The 17,780-nt window shown below is 34.1% G+C and carries 20 protein-coding genes and 1 other RNA gene; 10 read left to right on the forward strand and 11 right to left on the reverse strand.

Annotation, left to right across the window (positions count from 1 at the left end):
- Window positions 1–10: 10 nt before the first annotated feature.
- Both JNUCC83_RS08005 and JNUCC83_RS08010 read right to left on the reverse strand, forming a co-directional pair.
- Window positions 11–391: a YlbF/YmcA family competence regulator gene (locus tag JNUCC83_RS08005; protein WP_454459524.1), complete on the reverse strand. Its 381-nt coding sequence runs from the start codon at window positions 389–391 to the stop codon at window positions 11–13.
- Window positions 392–413: 22 nt separating this feature from the next.
- Window positions 414–1,214 (reverse strand): TIGR00282 family metallophosphoesterase, encoded by an 801-nt coding sequence (locus JNUCC83_RS08010; protein ID WP_454459525.1) that lies wholly within the window; start codon window positions 1,212–1,214, stop codon window positions 414–416.
- Window positions 1,215–1,360: 146 nt separating this feature from the next.
- On the opposite strand from JNUCC83_RS08010, the gene JNUCC83_RS08015 reads away from it, so the two are divergent.
- Genes JNUCC83_RS08015 through JNUCC83_RS08030 form a run of 4 tightly spaced genes read left to right on the forward strand, consistent with a single transcriptional unit; the run spans window position 1,361 to window position 3,956 of the window.
- Window positions 1,361–1,993: an NAD-dependent epimerase/dehydratase family protein gene (locus JNUCC83_RS08015; RefSeq protein ID WP_454459526.1), complete on the forward strand. Its 633-nt coding sequence runs from the start codon at window positions 1,361–1,363 to the stop codon at window positions 1,991–1,993.
- 15 nt (window positions 1,994–2,008) lie between these two features.
- Window positions 2,009–2,767 carry a phosphopantothenoylcysteine decarboxylase domain-containing protein gene (locus JNUCC83_RS08020; protein WP_454459527.1) on the forward strand — a complete coding sequence of 253 codons (759 nt, stop codon included), beginning with the start codon at window positions 2,009–2,011 and terminating at the stop codon, window positions 2,765–2,767.
- Between the two features lie 3 nt (window positions 2,768–2,770).
- Window positions 2,771–3,313, forward strand: a complete 543-nt coding sequence (locus JNUCC83_RS08025; RefSeq protein WP_454459528.1) for a phosphopantothenoylcysteine decarboxylase — start codon at window positions 2,771–2,773, stop codon at window positions 3,311–3,313.
- A 10-nt stretch (window positions 3,314–3,323) separates the two neighbouring features.
- Window positions 3,324–3,956 carry an ECF transporter S component gene (locus tag JNUCC83_RS08030; protein WP_454461348.1) on the forward strand — a complete coding sequence of 211 codons (633 nt, stop codon included), beginning with the start codon at window positions 3,324–3,326 and terminating at the stop codon, window positions 3,954–3,956.
- A gap of 186 nt (window positions 3,957–4,142) precedes the next feature.
- Here the strand turns inward: JNUCC83_RS08030 and JNUCC83_RS08035 are convergent, their stop codons facing one another.
- The 3 genes from JNUCC83_RS08035 to JNUCC83_RS08045 form a co-directional block, all read right to left on the reverse strand.
- Entirely contained in the window at window positions 4,143–5,861 is a 1,719-nt protein-coding gene (locus JNUCC83_RS08035) for an IS1182 family transposase (RefSeq protein WP_454459529.1), read from the reverse strand.
- Between the two features lie 202 nt (window positions 5,862–6,063).
- The gene (locus JNUCC83_RS08040; protein WP_454459530.1) at window positions 6,064–6,384 is read right to left on the reverse strand and encodes a hypothetical protein; all 321 of its coding nucleotides are present in this window, start codon (window positions 6,382–6,384) and stop codon (window positions 6,064–6,066) included.
- A gap of 65 nt (window positions 6,385–6,449) precedes the next feature.
- Window positions 6,450–6,878, reverse strand: a complete 429-nt coding sequence (locus JNUCC83_RS08045) for a NusG domain II-containing protein (protein WP_454459531.1) — start codon at window positions 6,876–6,878, stop codon at window positions 6,450–6,452.
- 169 nt (window positions 6,879–7,047) lie between these two features.
- On the opposite strand from JNUCC83_RS08045, the gene trhO reads away from it, so the two are divergent.
- Together trhO and JNUCC83_RS08055 are read left to right on the forward strand one after the other, a co-directional pair.
- On the forward strand, window positions 7,048–8,025 hold the full coding sequence (gene trhO, locus JNUCC83_RS08050; RefSeq protein WP_454459532.1) for an oxygen-dependent tRNA uridine(34) hydroxylase TrhO: 978 nt from the start codon (window positions 7,048–7,050) through the stop codon (window positions 8,023–8,025).
- 336 nt (window positions 8,026–8,361) lie between these two features.
- Complete coding sequence (locus JNUCC83_RS08055) at window positions 8,362–8,793, forward strand: DUF3995 domain-containing protein (protein WP_454459533.1); 432 nt, start codon at window positions 8,362–8,364, stop codon at window positions 8,791–8,793.
- Window positions 8,794–9,009: 216 nt separating this feature from the next.
- Here JNUCC83_RS08055 and JNUCC83_RS08060 read toward each other — a convergent pair whose 3' ends face one another.
- The 6 genes from JNUCC83_RS08060 to JNUCC83_RS08085 all read right to left on the reverse strand — a co-directional run bounded on the left by JNUCC83_RS08060 (window position 9,010) and on the right by JNUCC83_RS08085 (window position 15,325).
- On the reverse strand, window positions 9,010–10,194 hold the full coding sequence (locus tag JNUCC83_RS08060; RefSeq protein WP_454459534.1) for an MFS transporter: 1,185 nt from the start codon (window positions 10,192–10,194) through the stop codon (window positions 9,010–9,012).
- Window positions 10,195–10,345: 151 nt separating this feature from the next.
- On the reverse strand, window positions 10,346–10,783 hold the full coding sequence (dtd, locus tag JNUCC83_RS08065) for a D-aminoacyl-tRNA deacylase (RefSeq protein ID WP_454459535.1): 438 nt from the start codon (window positions 10,781–10,783) through the stop codon (window positions 10,346–10,348).
- Window positions 10,784–10,794: 11 nt separating this feature from the next.
- Window positions 10,795–13,011 (reverse strand): RelA/SpoT family protein, encoded by a 2,217-nt coding sequence (locus tag JNUCC83_RS08070; RefSeq protein WP_454459536.1) that lies wholly within the window; start codon window positions 13,009–13,011, stop codon window positions 10,795–10,797.
- 119 nt (window positions 13,012–13,130) lie between these two features.
- Entirely contained in the window at window positions 13,131–13,886 is a 756-nt protein-coding gene (locus tag JNUCC83_RS08075; protein WP_454459537.1) for a 16S rRNA (uracil(1498)-N(3))-methyltransferase, read from the reverse strand.
- Window positions 13,887–13,888: 2 nt separating this feature from the next.
- Window positions 13,889–14,836 carry a 50S ribosomal protein L11 methyltransferase gene (gene prmA / locus JNUCC83_RS08080; RefSeq protein ID WP_079347102.1) on the reverse strand — a complete coding sequence of 316 codons (948 nt, stop codon included), beginning with the start codon at window positions 14,834–14,836 and terminating at the stop codon, window positions 13,889–13,891.
- A gap of 15 nt (window positions 14,837–14,851) precedes the next feature.
- The gene (locus tag JNUCC83_RS08085; protein WP_454459538.1) at window positions 14,852–15,325 is read right to left on the reverse strand and encodes a DUF3013 family protein; all 474 of its coding nucleotides are present in this window, start codon (window positions 15,323–15,325) and stop codon (window positions 14,852–14,854) included.
- A 112-nt stretch (window positions 15,326–15,437) separates the two neighbouring features.
- Between JNUCC83_RS08085 and JNUCC83_RS08090 the strand changes: the two genes are divergently transcribed.
- The 4 genes from JNUCC83_RS08090 (at window position 15,438) to JNUCC83_RS08105 (ending at window position 17,750) form a co-directional block, all read left to right on the forward strand.
- Window positions 15,438–16,718, forward strand: a complete 1,281-nt coding sequence (locus tag JNUCC83_RS08090; RefSeq protein ID WP_454459539.1) for a replication-associated recombination protein A — start codon at window positions 15,438–15,440, stop codon at window positions 16,716–16,718.
- Between the two features lie 39 nt (window positions 16,719–16,757).
- Window positions 16,758–16,947: non-coding RNA, 6S RNA (gene ssrS, locus JNUCC83_RS08095), on the forward strand.
- Between the two features lie 61 nt (window positions 16,948–17,008).
- Complete coding sequence (locus JNUCC83_RS08100; RefSeq protein WP_454459540.1) at window positions 17,009–17,278, forward strand: hypothetical protein; 270 nt, start codon at window positions 17,009–17,011, stop codon at window positions 17,276–17,278.
- A gap of 16 nt (window positions 17,279–17,294) precedes the next feature.
- Window positions 17,295–17,750, forward strand: a complete 456-nt coding sequence (locus tag JNUCC83_RS08105; RefSeq protein WP_454459541.1) for a universal stress protein — start codon at window positions 17,295–17,297, stop codon at window positions 17,748–17,750.
- Window positions 17,751–17,780 lie beyond the last annotated feature (30 nt).

The raw sequence follows: 17,780 nt of genomic DNA on the forward strand, positions 1-17,780 counted from the left end.
CACTTCCCTACTATTTTTCATTTAACTTTTTTTCTAATGTATCATTAACCCTATTTTGCAATAATGAGGTGAGATGGTGCAATAAATCGTTGGCTTCAACTAAACATTCTCTGTATTCTAAAACGAGCGGATGATTATCAAATGCTTCTTGTAATTCATCTGCTTGACGTAATGCCTCTTTTTCTGCATTGGGTTTGTCATAGTGAGCATATTTGACCGCATCTTTTTGAAGTTTCTTGATGTCTTCTACCATCTCTTTTAAACCATCATGTTCATCAATTTTTTTCTCGATTTTTTTATAAGCTTTTATGGTGTCATGTTTTTCAAGACTATCAAGTAGTTCTGATAGTGAATGATTAATATTATCGTCATAGACTTCTCTTTTTTCCATCCATAAAAGCTCCTCTCTTTATCTATTCTCTAAATGGACAATCCGCACTTATTGTATTTGCTTCTATCTTTGTTGCTTTTCCAGTCTTATCATCAATGTCTATCACACAAAATGATAAAATGGATCGACCGCTAGTGACAACCTCGAATCGATGAGGCAAAGCCGTACGGAATTTTTCAATAACTGCCGTTCTTTCCATCCCTAAGATTCCATCATAAGGCCCCGTCATTCCAACATCTGATAAATACGCTGTCCCATCTGGTAAAATACGGGCATCGTTTGTTTGTACATGAGTATGTGTTCCTACAACAGCAGATACACGACCATCTAAAAACCAACCCATTGCTTGTTTTTCACTAGTCACTTCCCCATGAAAGTCAATAAAAATATGTGACGTTCTTTTTGAAGCTTCTTCAACTAATTTATCTATCACATCAAACGGATCATCTATTGGTGTCATAAATGTCCTAGCTTGTAAATTAATAACAGCTAATTCTATCGCGTTGACTTTAACATAAACAATCCCTTGTCCAGGTGTTGTCTCTTTAGGAAAATTAACTGGTCGCACCATTTTTTTTGCGTCCTGGATAAATTCAAAAATATCTCGATTATCCCAAGCATGGTTACCTAAAGTCACGACATCTGCCCCATCTTGTAAGATTTCTTTATATATCTTTTCTGTAATCCCACGACCTGCCGCGGCATTTTCACCATTAACAATTGTTACTTGGGGACGATATTTTTTCTTTAATTTTGGTAGATAGGTGCCTAAAGTTTCTCTCCCTAAAGACCCCACAACATCTCCAACAAATAATAAACGCATTTATTTTCCTCTTTTCTAATTAGCTACCTATATATTTTAACAAGTTTCAAACCTAAATAAAAGAAATCAAAATTTTTTCTATCTTTCATTCTGTTCTTTTTATGTTAGAATGATAAAAATAGTGTTTATTGAAAGGATGACTTACTATGTCAAAATCGTTAATTATCTTTGGAGGAAGCGGTTTTATTGGTAGACATATCTGTCAAAAAGCGTTAGAAAAAGATTACCTAGTTTACAGTGTTTCAACGCATGGAAAACCCGATATAAATGAACAATGGATCAATCATGCGAACATGACTTGGATCGCTAGTAAAATAGATCAAAAAGAACTTTGGCAAAGTCAGCTCCCAACAACCGCACACTATTGTATGAATTTGATTGGCATATTAACACCAACAAAAAACAAAACCTATGAAAATAGTATTATTAGACCAAATAAACTTATCAGTCAGTGGGCTGAAACTCATCATATACCTTATCTCTTTTTATCAGCCAGATTTGGCCCACTTGGTTATATACGCGCAAAAAAACAAGCTGAATGCTATCAATCAACTAAGCAAACTCCAGTGACCATCGTTTATTCTGGTTTAGTTGTAGACCAACAATTATTTGTTAAACGATGTCAAGCAACAGTACTAAAAATAGGGTCTAATGTCCCTGTCTTGTCACATTGGTGTAGAAAAGTATATCCTATAGAAGTTCAAAAACTAGCAACACAATTATTAAATATAACCATCTCAACTGATAAGAAAAGTAAATTAGTTGATTTAACACAATAAAAGGAGTGCTCTAAAGTGAATGTATTAATTACTGCAGGAGGAACATCTGAAGCCATTGATTCTGTTAGAAACTTAACAAATCACGCGACAGGCTCGCTAGGTAAAGTAATCGCTGAAACATTTAGTGACCATGTCGACCATATTTTTTATATTCATGGACCAAAAGCTGCTTTGCCAGATAATCCTAATATAACTTTTTTCCCTATCTCTTCTGTCAGAGATTTAGAAAAAACGATGAAGCAATTACTAACAACAACGACTATTCATACAGTCATCCATAGTATGGCAGTGAGTGACTATGAACTAGACTATACAACGTCAGAAGTTGACTTAGCAAAAAATTTAGCCCACATCATTTCGACGAAAAACATTTCTGACGAAGAAGACTTGGAACAATTGATAAAAGAAACGCTTGTGTCTCATTCATTAGCAACACACACACAAGAAAAAAAAATACGCTCAACATCTGAGCAACTAATCATTGCGCTTAAAAAAGCACCTAAAGTGATTCATTCTATAAAAAAATGGCAACCAACTACCCAACTTATTGGATTTAAGCTATTGGTTGACGTAGATAATTCTGACTTAGTCGTAGCTGCAACAGATAGTATTAAAAAAAATAAGGCTGACTATATTGTGGCTAATGACTTAGAAAATATTTCAGCCGATAAGCATGAAGCATTAATTATTGACGAAAATGGCATCAAAAAACGATGCCAAACAAAACAAGATATCGCGACTAATCTATTAATGCTTAGTTTACAGGAGGTGTAAATGATGCCTAGAGTATTGTTAGGTGTTTCAGCAAGTATTTCAGCTTATAAAGCAGCGGATATTATCAGCCGTTTAAAAAAACAGCAAATTGACGTGGAAGTCATTATGACAGAAAATAGCACAAAAATTATTCCAGCTTTGACACTTCAAGTTTTATCGAAAGAAACAGTTCATACAGATGTCATGTATGAACATAATCCAAGTGACATTAATCATATTGATGTCGTTAAACGAGCAGATTTATTTTTAGTTGCACCGGCCACTGCCAATATTATTGGTAAAATGGCAAATGGTATTGCCGATGATATGCTATCCACAACTGCATTAGCTGTTCATGATATACCAAAGTTCATCGCTCCAGCTATGAACACATACATGTACACTAATCCAGCTATGCAACGAAATCTAACCCAATTAGAAGACGATGGTTATAAAATCATAGAGCCAAAAGAAAGTTTACTGGCGTGTGGTGATTATGGTAAAGGCGCATTAGCTGATGTCGATGTGATTGTCGAAATCATAAAAAATCAATTAATTAACAAATAAAAGGAGTCCCATTGTGAAAACAAGACGTTTAACATTAACTGCTATATTTTTAGCGATTATCATTTTATTTTCTTTTACCCCACTAGGCTTTATTAACTTAGGGTTTATAAAAGCAACACTCGTGCATATACCTGTTATCATTGGCGGTATTGTTTTAGGACCTAGAATTGGTGCTTTTTTAGGATTATCATTTGGATTACTTAGCATGATCATTAATACTATGACACCTTCTGCCTTATCCTTTGCTTTTTCACCATTTGTCCCAGTCATTGGAACAAATAATGGTAGCTTTTGGGCAGTCGTCATTGCTCTCATTCCAAGAATTTTAACTGGTGTAGTTCCTTACTTTGTCTATAAATGGTTAACATCTACCAATAAATTACCTGATAGATTGTCACTCTTTTTCTCAGGTGTGGCTGCTTCAATGATCAATACCTTACTCGTGATGAACTTAATCTATCTCTTGTTCCAAGATGCTTACTCTCAATTAAAAGGGGTAGCCATTGGGTCAGGCCTTTATAAAGCTGTTTTAAGTGTTATTTTTATTAATGGTGTCCCAGAAGCACTAGTAGCCGGTATTGTGGTTAGTGCCATTACAGGAGTCTTAATAAAAATCTACCAAAAAGGTGGACAGCATATTTAATGTAAAAGTTACATTTTTTGAAAAGATATCTTATCAAAATAGCAATATTAATGTTTAAAAATAGTGTAAAAATATAGTTCTATCTTTGTTAATAGAGGCTAAAGTAATTCTCTAATTGTCTCGTTTCAAAACGAATATTTAAAGTTGTTTTTTCGAACGGTTATGATAAAATAAAAACAGACTTCATTATGAGACATAACCCGTACAAGTCGTACGCTTGCTTGTGTACTTATAGCAGTCTAGAGGCTGACCCAAAAGTCTCTTTACAGAAAACAAGCATTCCAAAATGAAAACTCTCATTTCAGAATGCTTGTTTTTTCGTGATCTCTTACTAATATCCTTCCTATTTTTTCTCAGTTTTCTTAAATTTAGTGCCATTAACGCAAATCCCAGCTCCTGTGAAATCTTATCTTTTCCTCTTACAGAGAATCGATTGAATGCCAAATTAGCCTTCAGATTTCCAAAGGCTGGTTCAACATCTATTTTTCTTTGACGGTATATTTCTCCTGTGACATCCTCTTTCAAAAGCTCTCTTACATGAGCCTTAAAATATTCCCAATTCCCATTTTTTTGAATCACTCGATTTTTACTACTCTTCGCACGAGTACATAATGCTCTAACTGGGCAATTTAAACAAGACTCACATTCATACATTTTAAGTTGTCTTTTGAATCCAGATTTATCCACTCGAGTAGAGTAATTTCTAAATTTGACTTCTCGATTATTCGGGCAAATATAAGTATCTGCCAATTCATTATAAATCCAGTTATCTGGAATAAATGGATTTTGTTTGTATTTTTTAGTGTGTTCTTTCTGATACATTGTATAAGTAATTAATGGAGTTCTTTCAAAATCATCTAAAATTGCTTGATAGTTTTCTTCACTACCATAACCTGCGTCAGCCACAATGTATTTAGGTAAGTCAAAATAAGATTTCTTGATAGTATCTAAGAAGGGAATCATTGTTTTAAAATCCGTTGGATTTGAAAATGTTTCATATGCTAAAACGTATTGATGATTGGTTGCAATTTGAACGTTATATCCAGGTTTTAACTGACCATTCATCATGTGGTCATCTTTCATTCTCATAAAAGTGGCATCATGATCTGTTTTAGAGTAGCTATTTCTACCGTTATAAATATCATGTTGTTCTTTATATTTTTTCTTTCTATAGATAAAGTTAGAAAAAGCTTTCAATGCTTTTTTAGGCTCTTTACGCTCAGAACGAAGTTCTTTTCTCTCTTGAACATCTGAAGTCTTTTCAATTTTAGTACTTAAATCACTTACTTTCATTTCCAACTCATCAATGATTTGTTTTAAATTTTCTGTGTTTAACTCATCATCTTCTGAACAAATAGATGGAATAATTTGCTCTTCCACAAGTTGTTGATAATAGGACTTTGACTTCTCTCTCAAAGATTCTTCATAACGTTGTGTGCTCTTTTTCCAAACGAAGGTATATTTATTTGCGTTGGCTTCTAACTTTGTTCCATCAATAAAAATAGCTTCTTCATCAATTAATTGTTGAGAAACAAGCTGATTTCTAAATTGAATAAAACATTCTTGAAGTATCGGTTGAACCAGTGGGTTCACTCTGAATCGATTAATTGTTCTGAAGTTAGGTGTCTGTGATTGCGTTAACCACATGGCACGAATGCTATCTTTAGACATAGCTTCTATCTTTCTTCCTGAAAAAATAGATTGAGTGTAGCCACACAGAATAAGCTTCAACATCATTTTTGGATGATAAGACGAAGTTCCCATTCGATGCTCAAAAACTGAGAACACATCCACAGGGATACTTTCTACTAATTCATCAATCGCAAAAGCGATATCATTTTCTTCTAAATAAATATCTAAATTCAGTGATAAAGTAACCTGTTTCGTGTTATAATTCTTATACATAAATAGCACTCCTTTTTAGTTGGTTTCGTCACTTTAATTATATAGGATAGTGCTATTTTTTACGTCAAAAAAAGGAACAAAATCAAAAATAATTTTGTTCCTTTTAATTTTCGTTAAGAGACTTTTGGGTCAGCCTCGTTTTTTTAATTCTATATCATAATACAATATTCTCTACAAATGATAATACAGAATTCTTATTCTATTACTCACTATAATTCTCAAGATTTATGATTATTTGTTTAACGACTTTGGGTGGAGGTATATATCTTCCAGATTCATCAGATTGTGTCGCTTTTAAGTCCAATTTACCTATACCCGACAATTCACTCAACTCTGATAACGAAAGGCCCTTTCTCTCGACAAGATACCACATGTAATTTAAGTCTTTATTGCGTTTAACTGAATAATACTTAGCAATAGATAACAAAAATAAATAGGCCACCATAAACCATACTTTTCCAGAAATTAGTAACAATATACAATAAATACCTAAAATGATATACAAATAATGTGTTTTTTTCATTATCACTGCACCTCACTTATTTAACTTCATTATAACAAAAAACTCTTACTTTTTCGTAAGAGTTTTTAGTACGTCATAATCATCTCATCTTCATCATTATCTGGATTTTTCGCTTTAATTTCTATAACAAGTTGATGAGGTAAACAAATGCTTGTCTGCCCCACTCGACTAATCCAGCTAGTCATAACTGCTATCTGATCTGGACTATTGTCCTCTTTTACCCGTATACGAGTGCCATCAACTTCAACAATATTGTACTTATCTCCACCTGGATAATACGTTTTTTCAAAATGTTTTGTATGTTCATTCAACTCAAACCGGTCAACTTCTTTACCTTTTATCGTTACTATAGCGATCGTTCCGCTATTATCTTTTTCTTTTGCTTGATTCATTCCAAATACTATATACGGAACAAATGATAAGATTATCAAACAAATAATAACCACACCATCCATGTACCGCCACTGTTTCTTTAATTCATGCCATATTTTCATCTTGTTATTTCCTTTCAAGCACTACTCTTAGTAAGATAACGTTAAAATCAAAAATCGTCAACTTTTTTATTTAAATATCTTTATATATACTTGTGAAAAAAACATCAATATTGCTATTTTTAAGACTTTTCTCTATAATTATCTGATACAAACTCTAGGAGGAATTACAGTGTCAAAGTATCAAGTATTATTATATTATTTATATGTCCCTATTGAAAATCCTGAAGAATTTGCTAAAGAGCACTTAGAATTATGTAAATCTATGAATCTTAAAGGCCGTATCTTAGTCGCAAATGAAGGGATTAACGGAACTATTTCTGGTTTAACAGAAGATACACAACGTTATATGGACTATATGCATGCTAATGAAAAATTTAAAGATACATTCTTCAAAATCGACCCAGCTGAAGAACAAGCTTTCAAAAAAATGTTCGTTCGCCCACGTCCAGAATTAGTATCTTTAAAATTAGAAGATGATATCAACCCATTAGAATTAACTGGAAACTATTTATCTCCCAAAGAATTTAAAGAAGCAATCTTAGATGAAGATACAATCGTCATTGACGCAAGAAATGACTATGAATATGATTTAGGTCATTTTAGAGGAGCTGTTCGTCCAGACATCCGTACGTTTAGAGAATTGCCTCAATGGATCCGCGATAACAAAGAAAAATTCATGGATAAACGTGTTGTGACTTACTGTACTGGTGGAATTCGTTGTGAAAAATTCTCTGGCTGGTTAGTTCGTGAAGGTTTCAATGATGTTGGTCAATTACATGGTGGTATTGCTACTTACGGTCATGATTCCGAAGTTCAAGGTGAATTATGGGATGGTAAAATGTATGTGTTTGACGAACGTATTAGTGTTCCTATCAACCATGTTGACCCTGTTGTTGTTGGGGTAGATTGGTTTGACGGCTCACCTTGTGAACGTTATGTTAACTGTGGAAATCCAGAGTGTAACCGACAAATTTTATGTTCTGAAGAAAATGAAGCAAAATATGTGCGTGGTTGCTCTCACGATTGTCGTATTCACGAAAGAAATCGTTACATCACTGAAAATGACATTACTCCAGAAGAATGGATGAAAAGAATTCATGCTTTAGGTGAAGAATTTGATGTAGAAAGAATGGAAACTGTACAATAATAAAAAAAGCTGAGAAGAATTTTCTTTTCAGCTTTTTTTATATGGTTAAAGCAAAAAACCACTAGATTCCTCTAGTGGCAAAAAGGAGTTGTTTATTTACTTTGGAGGAGTAAATAAAATGAAAAAGTTTTGTTAGGGTTGTTTTGTTGGTATGAACATATAATAACCTCTATTTATGAAAAAAAGATGTCTTTTTTTATTCTTTTTGTGATGTTTTACTTAAGAAAAAGTAAAGATAACTCTTTAAACACTATGTTATGCGTTTTAAATGTTGAATAAAAGTCGTATACTTAATGCACTAATAATATTAAAAATACATAAAAAGGGTGTGTTACTATGGCGTTTCTTTTTTTCTGGTTATCTATCATTTTACTTATCAGTATAGGTCTATTACATGTTTATTGGGCCATTGGTGGAGAACTTTTGGGAGATTATGTGCTACCAGAGTACAAATATAACCTCAAACTGCAATTCTTTAATAAAAAACCAGGTCCTTTAATGTGCTTGTTAGTAGCATCTGCATTTTTCATCTTAACTTTTTTAGAAATAATCTATCACTCTCACATTGTAAATACTAATTTTATCTCAATTTTATTGATGTTAGCTTGTTTTGTTTTTACTGCTAGAATCATTGGTGAATTTAACTGTTTAGGCATATTCAAACGTGAAAAAGATACCCTATTTGCCAAGATGGATAATAGAATTTACATTCCTATCTGTGTCTACTTACTCATTTCACTCATTATTCAGTTAACAGTTATTAAGTAATCTATACACAATAAAAAAGCCACTAGATTTCTCTAGTGGCAAAAAGGAGTTGTTTATTTACTTTGGAGGAGTAAATAAAATGAAAAAGTTTGTTAGGGTTGTTTCGTTGGTATGTTTATATAATAGTCTCAATCCATGACCAAACCATGTCCTTTTTTATGAATTTATATAAACTTTTGCTTAAGAAAATATAAAGATAATTTTCAAATATCTTTCCTAGCTTTCTTTATACAACTTAAATCCTGGTATCGTCAACATAATACATAAGCTCACTAAGTAAATTGCTGATAGGCAAACTACAACAGCTGTTAACGAGTAATTATCCATTAAAAATCCTATCACGACTGATGAAAACCCACCAATAGCTCTTCCTAAATTCATGATGACGTTATTAGCTGTCGCCCGAATTTCTGTTGGATAAAGTGAACTGATGATTGCACCGTAACCGCCGTACATACCGTTAATGAAGTATCCTACTAACATTGTTGAAAAGAGTAAACTCCACTGACCTTTAGCTAAAACAATCAAGTAAACTGATAGAGATGAAAAAATTAAAAATACAGCAAATGATAATTTCGGACCAAGTTTATCCATCACCGTTCCAAATGTTAACATCCCTAAACTCATTCCAAATATGGTACTAATCATCCATAATGACGATCCAGAAACAGAAAGTCCTAATTGCTTCTGCATAATTGATGGTAACCAATTCATCAACCCGAAATAGCCAGCAATCTGTACTGTCACCATCAACGTTAATCCGATTGTCTGCCAAGTGGTTTGTACATCTTTAAATAATAATGACAATTTTGGTTTCTCACCATTTTCTTGGCGTTCTTTAAAACTATCTGGTTCTGTCAACCCTCGTCGAATAAATAAAACAAAAAATATTGGTAGCACTCCAATGACATACAGCATTTTCCAACCTAACACTGGAATAATCAATGAAGCCAAAACTGCCGCAACAATTGCTCCTACTTGTCCACCAATCGCTACGACAGAAGTTGCTCTTGCTAAATTTTTCTTAGAAAATGTTTCAGAAACAAGTGACATACAAGCACCATACTCACCACCGGCTCCAATTCCGGCTATAAAACGAAATAAATAAACTAGGTAAATATTCGATGCGAAAAACATTAATAATGACGCAATAGAAAATGTAATAACTGTATATGCAAATACTTTGACTCGTCCTATCTTATCGGCTAAAAGACCAAAAAAAATACCACCTGCCAACATGCCCAAATTAGTAATAGTGGAAATAAATCCCGCCTGAGCACTTGTAACCTGTAGTGATGAAATAATAGATGATAATGAGAATGCTAAAAACATGATATCCATGTTCTCTAAACCGATACCTGCTGCTGTTGATACTAAAACTTTTCGTTGATACTTAGACACGAACAATCTCTCCTTCTTTTAACCATTTTTACTATTAAATCATAATTATTCACAAAAAGAAAGAAAAATTTTCATTTATTTATCATTTTATTTATCCAACTAGCATAAAAAAGATATCAAACGACTATTTAATAGCCGTCTGATATCTTTTTTATTTGTCATAGATAATAGTAACAGGTCCATCATTTTTTATATCAACTAACATATCTGCGCCAAACACGCCTTCTTTTACTTCTAAGCCTTCTTGTCTTAACTGCTCGTTAAAGTAATCATAGAGCTTACTTGCCATCTCTGGGTGTCCAGCTTTAGCAAAGCTTGGACGATTTCCTTTTTTTGTATCAGCTAATAAAGTAAACTGAGAAATAGATAGAATCCCCCCACCTATTTGATGAATATCTAGGTTCATCTTACCTTCCTCATCTTCAAATACGCGTAGCTTACTAATTTTTTTTGCTAGATAATCTGCTTCTTTTTCTGTGTCTTTTTCTGCTATGCCAACTAATAACACATATCCTTTATTTATAGCATCAACTTCTTTATTATCTATTGAAACAGATGCTTCTGACACACGTTGCAGTACAACCCGCATGCTATTTTCACCTACCCTTTTGTTCTTTTCACACTATGAACATCTGGTATGTTCTTAATTTTATCAACAATTTGTTCTAAGTGAGCTAGATTCCGAATACTAATAGTCAAGTGAATCACGCCCATTTTATTTTTAGCTGTTTTTGCTTCAACACTCATTAACTTTTTCGTATTGGCATTAACAACTAGTAACACATCATTTAATAAACCTGAACGATTGTAACCATATATTTCTAAATCCGCATTGTATTCTTGTTCACTATTTGCTGCTGTATCTTCCCATTCAACTTCTATTTGACGCTCTTTCACTTCAGGTGAGCTGTTCATATTAGGGCAGTCTTTACGATGGATAGATACCCCTCGTCCTTTAGTGATGTATCCCACTATTTCGTCTCCTGGCACTGGATTACAACAACGACTAATTCGAACCAACAAATTATCTGCTCCTTGAATAACGATGCCACCTTCATGACGAATTTTCATTCGATTGGCTTCTTTTTTCTGAGCTGATTGCTTAATTAATTCTTCGTTTTCTTCTTGTTGTTTCTTAATACCACGTTCTTTTCGTTCTTTTTCAGTCAAACGATTAAACACGACTTGTGCAGTAATTTCTCCAAAGCCCACTGCTGCATACAAATCATCTAATTGTTGGAAAGCAAATTTTTCTAATGCATCATCAACTTTTTCTTTTGTTAAAAAGTCTTTTGCTAGAAAATCATTATCCTCAAACATTTTTTCTAGTTGGTGTTTCCCTTTATCAATGTTTTCTTCTCTATCACGAATTTTAAAGAAGCGTTTGATTTTATTTCTGGCTTTACTAGTCACGACCATATTAACCCAATCTTGACTTGGTCCAAATGAATTTTGAGAGGTCAATACTTCGATGATATCACCATTTTTTAATTTGTAATCAAGTGGCACCATCTTGCCATTTACTTTTGCACCAGTTGTCTTATTACCAACTTCAGTATGGATGTTGTACGCAAAATCGAGTGGCCCTGACCCTTTTGGTAACTCTGTCACATCGCCTTTTGGTGTAAAAACATAAACTTTATCACTAAAGATTTCACCTTTAACATTATCCATAAACTCAGATGCATCATAGTTTTCATCTTGTAATTCGATAATTTCACGTAGCAAACTAATTTGATTAGCATTTTTATCTGTTTGCTGCTCTGTTTTTCCTTCTTTATATGCCCAATGAGCTGCTACCCCAAATTCAGCAATTTGATGCATTTCATGTGTTCTGATTTGGATTTCGATTGGACTACCATTTGGTCCAATAATTGTTGTATGAAGTGATTGATACATGTTTGTTTTTGGCACAGCAATATAGTCTTTAAAACGACCTGGTAATGGTTTCCATTTTGTATGAATGGCTCCAAGAACAGCGTAACAATCTTTAATTGAATCAACAATCACTCGAATCGCAAGTAAATCATAGATTTCAGAAAACTCTTTTTTCTTATCATGCATTTTACAATAAATCGAGTAAATATGTTTTGGTCGACCGTAAATTTCACCGTAAATTCCTAATTCTTCAGTCGCTTCTCTAATTTCTTCCACAGCTTGAGCCACATACTGCTCACGCTCACCACGTTTTGATTTCATCAAGTGAACAATTCGGTAGTATTGGCGAGGGTTTAGGTAATGCAATGAGCGGTCTTCTAACTCCCACTTAATCAAACTAATCCCCAAACGATGAGCCAGTGGAGCATAGATTTCCAACGTTTCTTTTGCAATACGTCGTTGTTTGTCTTCTCGTAAATGATGGAGTGTTCTCATATTATGGACTCTATCAGCTAATTTAACCATGATAACACGCAAATCTTGGGACATAGCTAATAGCATTTTACGATGATTTTCTGCTAACTGTTCTTCATGCGATTTGTATTTAATTTTCCCTAATTTTGTCACACCATCTACTAACATGGCAACGTCTGGACCAAATTCTTTTTCTAAATCTTCTAACGTCACGTCTGTGTCTTCTACCACATCATGTAAAAATCCTGTAGCCACAGTATGAGGGTCCATATTTAATTCAGCCAATATTCCTGCTACTTGGATAGGGTGGATGATATATGGTTCTCCCGATTTTCTAAACTGGCCATCATGTGCTTTTTTTGCGTAATCACTTGCTTTTTCAACAAATGCAACATGCTGAGGGTTCATGTATGTCGATACCATTTTTATGACTTCTTCAGCGGTTAAATCTTTTTCTTTTGGCATGTTTTCCCCTCCTTATGAAAAAAAAGTACCTGATTAGTACTTTTTAACTTTAGCTTTTATGTCTCTTATTATAACCCACTTAAAACATTATTTTCAATTTATCGTGATTTTTTAGTGCTTTATTTTTTTCTCATCTCCCACTGATAACTCATAGCAGATAATGCGTATAGTGGCGCAGTCTCTGCTCGTAAAATACGTGGCCCTAACGCACAACTTTTCACGTTATACTCTTCTAATACCTTAATCTCATCTGGTGTTAAACCACCTTCTGGACCAAAAATAATGAGTAAAGACTCACTAGGTTTACAAGCTGATAACGTGGTAGCAAACTGGCTTTTCTCACCTTGCTTACTAGACTCTTCATAAGCCACTAAACAATACGTGAAGTCCTTTGCTTTTTCTAATAATTCTTTAAAAGAACTATATAGTTGGATATTGGGTACAACTTGCCTGTGAGATTGTTCAGATGCCTCTTTTACGATTTTTTCCAAGCGTTGCGTTTTCTTAACTCGTTTTTTCTCATCCCATTTGACGACAGACGTTTTTGAAGGAAAACCAATCAATTCATGCATGCCAAGCTCTGTGCCTTTTTGTGCGACTAATTCTAGTTTATCGCCTTTAGTATACCCACAAGCGATCGTCACATTGACTGGCATCTCTTTTTGCATCTCTTCTTTTGAGACTTCACTAAATATAATCGCAGACTCTTCTATGGACACAATGCTTGCTTTAATGGCCACTTGGTTTTGAAAGACTAAAAAGCATTCATCATCTACTGTCATACGCATCACATTTCTCGCATGATGAAAATCGCTGTCTCTTAATTCAAACGTTGCTTGTTCGTCATAATCATATGGCAAAAAATAACGTTGCATGTTTAATCCTCCAATTGTTTTTTAACAATGATAGCATACCAATCTTTTTGTTTGAATAATTGATCCACAACAAATGATTCTTTTTCTAATTCTTCTAAAATCATTGGGACTTTGTCTTCGATAATTCCTGAAATAATCAGTGTTCCATCATCTTTCAGGCAACGATGTGCGTCTTTTAACATCAGCACAATAATGTCAGCCAAAATATTCGCCACAATGACGTCTGCTTTTTTATCTACACCATTTAATAAGTCATTAGCTGAAACATGTACGTCTTTTGCGATAGGATTTAATGCCATATTTTCTTTTGCGGAATTAACCGCAACCTCATCTAAATCATAAGCAAACACGTCTTCTGCTCCTAAAAACTTACTCGCAATACTTAATACGCCAGAACCTGTTCCCACATCTAGCACTGTCTCTCCACCACGTAATGTCACCTCAAGTGCTTGTAACGTCAAACGTGTGGTTGGATGTGTGCCTGTTCCAAATGCCATGCCTGGATCAAGATAAATGATATGCTCATCAGGATTGTTTGGTGTATATTCTTGCCATTCAGGTACAATCGTTAAATAACGGCTAATATTGACTGGGTGATAATATTTTTTCCAAGCAGTTGCCCAGTCACTTTCTTCTACTTCAGAAGCAGTGATGCTATGTTCACCAATGTCTAAACCGAATGTCGAAAGTTCTTCTACTTTTAGTTGAATACTAGGAATAATTTCTGGTAAAAATAATGTTTCTGGGAAATAAGCAATCACTTCTGCCCCCTCTTTTCGATGAGAAAACGTATCTTTATCTAAAATCTCTCCAAAAGGGTCACTTTCAAAATTCACTAGGTCCATTGAGTCCTCAATAGCTACCCCGTTAGCTCCTGCTTCCATTAAAATACTTGATACTGCTTCTACTGCCTCACTGGAAGTAATAACAGATAATTGATTCCACTTCATTGTCTAATCTCCCTTTTAATACTTTGGATAAGCTACCATAGCTGTCTCGTTATTATTTTTTTTCATCTCTTCAAACGCCGCATCATTCCACACTAATTCAAATGTTTCAATGGTTTCATCATTTAAAAAGTCTAATAAATCATCTTGTCCATTCACTAATACTTCTGCTAAATAGTTTGCTAACGCTATGATATCTCCTTTTGTCATTCCTTTTTTACGATTAAATGGAATCACAGTTAAATATTCTAATTCATCAGGTGTTTGTTTATCATCAGCATATAAAACTAAACTATCTTCAAATTCTATCACTTCTTCTTCAGATTGCGTTCCTTCTTCATCTTCAATGACATCATTTAATTTATTTTCAGCAAATAGCACAACAGATACTTCTATACGATGTTGTTTGACATCCCAATCAATGGCGAAGTCAAAGTCTCCTAAAGATTTTTCAAGTTGTTTTTCTAATTCTGTTAACATGTTGTCTTTCATTTTTTCACACACTTACACTTTCTTTGTATTGTCTCTCCTATCATACAAAAGTTGCTAGCATTTGTCATTACTAATCCTATGTTATAATGAGTTTATTAAAGGGGGAAGATAGATGAATAAGCCTCTCGCTTATCGTATGAGACCAAAAACGATTGATGATGTAGTTGGCCAAACCCATTTAGTTGGTGAAGGAAAAATCATTCGCCGCATGGTTGACGCTAAACAACTTTCTTCTATGATTTTATATGGCCCACCCGGAACTGGAAAAACAAGTATTGCTAGTGCGATTGCAGGTTCAACTCACTATGCTTTTCGCATGTTGAATGCTGCAACAGATAGTAAAAAAGATTTACAAATTGTTGTGGAAGAAGCCAAAATGAGTGGCACCCTTATCTTATTACTAGATGAAGTCCATCGCCTTGATAAACCAAAACAAGATTTTTTATTGCCTCATATAGAAAACGGTCGGGTTATTTTGATTGGTGCGACAACTGAAAATCCTTATATTTCAATTAACCCAGCGATTCGAAGTCGAACGCAGATTTTTGAAGTCAAACCGCTCAATGAAGAGGATATCAAACAAGCGATTGAAAGAGCGTTAACTGACAGTCAAGATGGTTTAGGTGAGTTGGATGTAACGCTCACTGATGAAGCGATGACTCATTTAACACGTGCAACAAATGGAGATTTAAGGAGTGCTCTAAATGGCTTAGAACTCGCTGTCAAATCAACGAAACCAAATGATGACGGTAAGATACTTATTACATTAGATATCATAGAAGAATGTGTGCAAAGAAAATCTCTCACCCATGACAAAGATGGGGATGCTCATTATGATGTGATTTCTGCGTTTCAAAAAAGTATTAGAGGAAGCGACGTAGATGCCGCTCTGCATTATATGGCAAGATTAGTAGAGGCTGGTGACATGATGTCGATTTGTAGACGACTGATGGTTATTGCTTACGAAGACATTGGTTTAGCAAATCCAGGGGCTTGTGCTAGAACCGTCTCAGCGGTCCAAGCAGCTGAAAAATTAGGATTTCCCGAAGCACGAATTCCATTAGCAAATGCTGTGATTGATTTGTGCCTATCCCCTAAATCAAACTCAAGCATTGTCGCTATTGATAAAGCTCTAAGTGATATTAGACAAGGAAACACTGGCGATGTTCCTGATCATTTAAAAGACTCTCATTACAAGGGGGCTGAAACACTAAATCGTGGAGTAGACTACAAATACCCTCATAATTATGATGGCCATTGGATTAAACAACAATATTTACCTGATAAGTTAAAAAACACCTCTTATTATGAACCTGTTCAAAACGGGAAATATGAGATAGCACTAGGAAAACAATGGGAATGGTTTGCTTCACAAAAGAAGGGTCAGTCCTAACAATTGAAGAATCTAGTTTCCTGTGCTATTATATAACTAGAATATCTGTGATGTACGCAGTATCCCCATTAGTGTTGACCGAACAAATCGTTTTACTTTGGGAATCAACGAGTATGTATTAAAAACACGCCTTTTCATTTGGTAGTTTGAGATATTTACAGCGATTCCCACCTGCATTTTTTAGCGGGTTCAACCAGCAGGGATACAAAACGGCATCGACGGATATTTTTTGGCAATTTGCTTATGCAAATTGCCTTTTTATCATGGTACAAAGAAAAGGTTGTGATACGTTGTATAAAATCATTTTATTAATTTTTGCAATTACATTATGTATTATTAGTTATTTTTTATCAAAAAAACAACAATCTCTACTAGTTGTATTTACAGAAAAAAACAAACCAACATTAAAAGCTTTTTCAGTATCACTTCTTTTACTAGCAATTATTGGTGTTGTGATTAGTCTTTTTTTTGCGACAAAACTTATTAGTTTAATTTATATCATTATCGTGCTTTGCACATCTGCGTTATTTAGTATAATATTATCTCAAAACATTCACTAAAGGGAGTCCTGTTATCATGCAAAAAGAATACAAAAAAATATTGGTTGCTATGGATGGTTCAAAAGAATCAGAACGTGCGTTAAAAAAAGCCGTGCACGTTACTAAAAGAAATAATGCTACTTTATACATCGCTCATATTGTGGATATGCGTGCCTTTGAAACCGTCTCATCTTATGATGAAACGTTAGCGACAAATGCTAAAAGAGAAGCTGAGACAGCCTTAAAACAATATGTTGACTATGCTCATGAGCATCATTTAGAAACAGTTGAAACAGTCATCCGTATTGGTGTACCTAAAATTGTATTATCTGAAGATTTGCCAGAAGAGTTAGGAATTGATTTAATCATGTTAGGAGCTACCGGTTTAAATGCCATGGAAAGAATTTTACTTGGGTCTGTATCAAGTTATGTTTCTATCCATGCTAAAAGTGATGTGTTAGTTGTTCGTACAGATATAGATAATAAAAATTAATATACAAAAAGCGAGAAACTTAAACAGTCT

The organism is Vagococcus sp. JNUCC 83 (assembly GCF_053667615.1).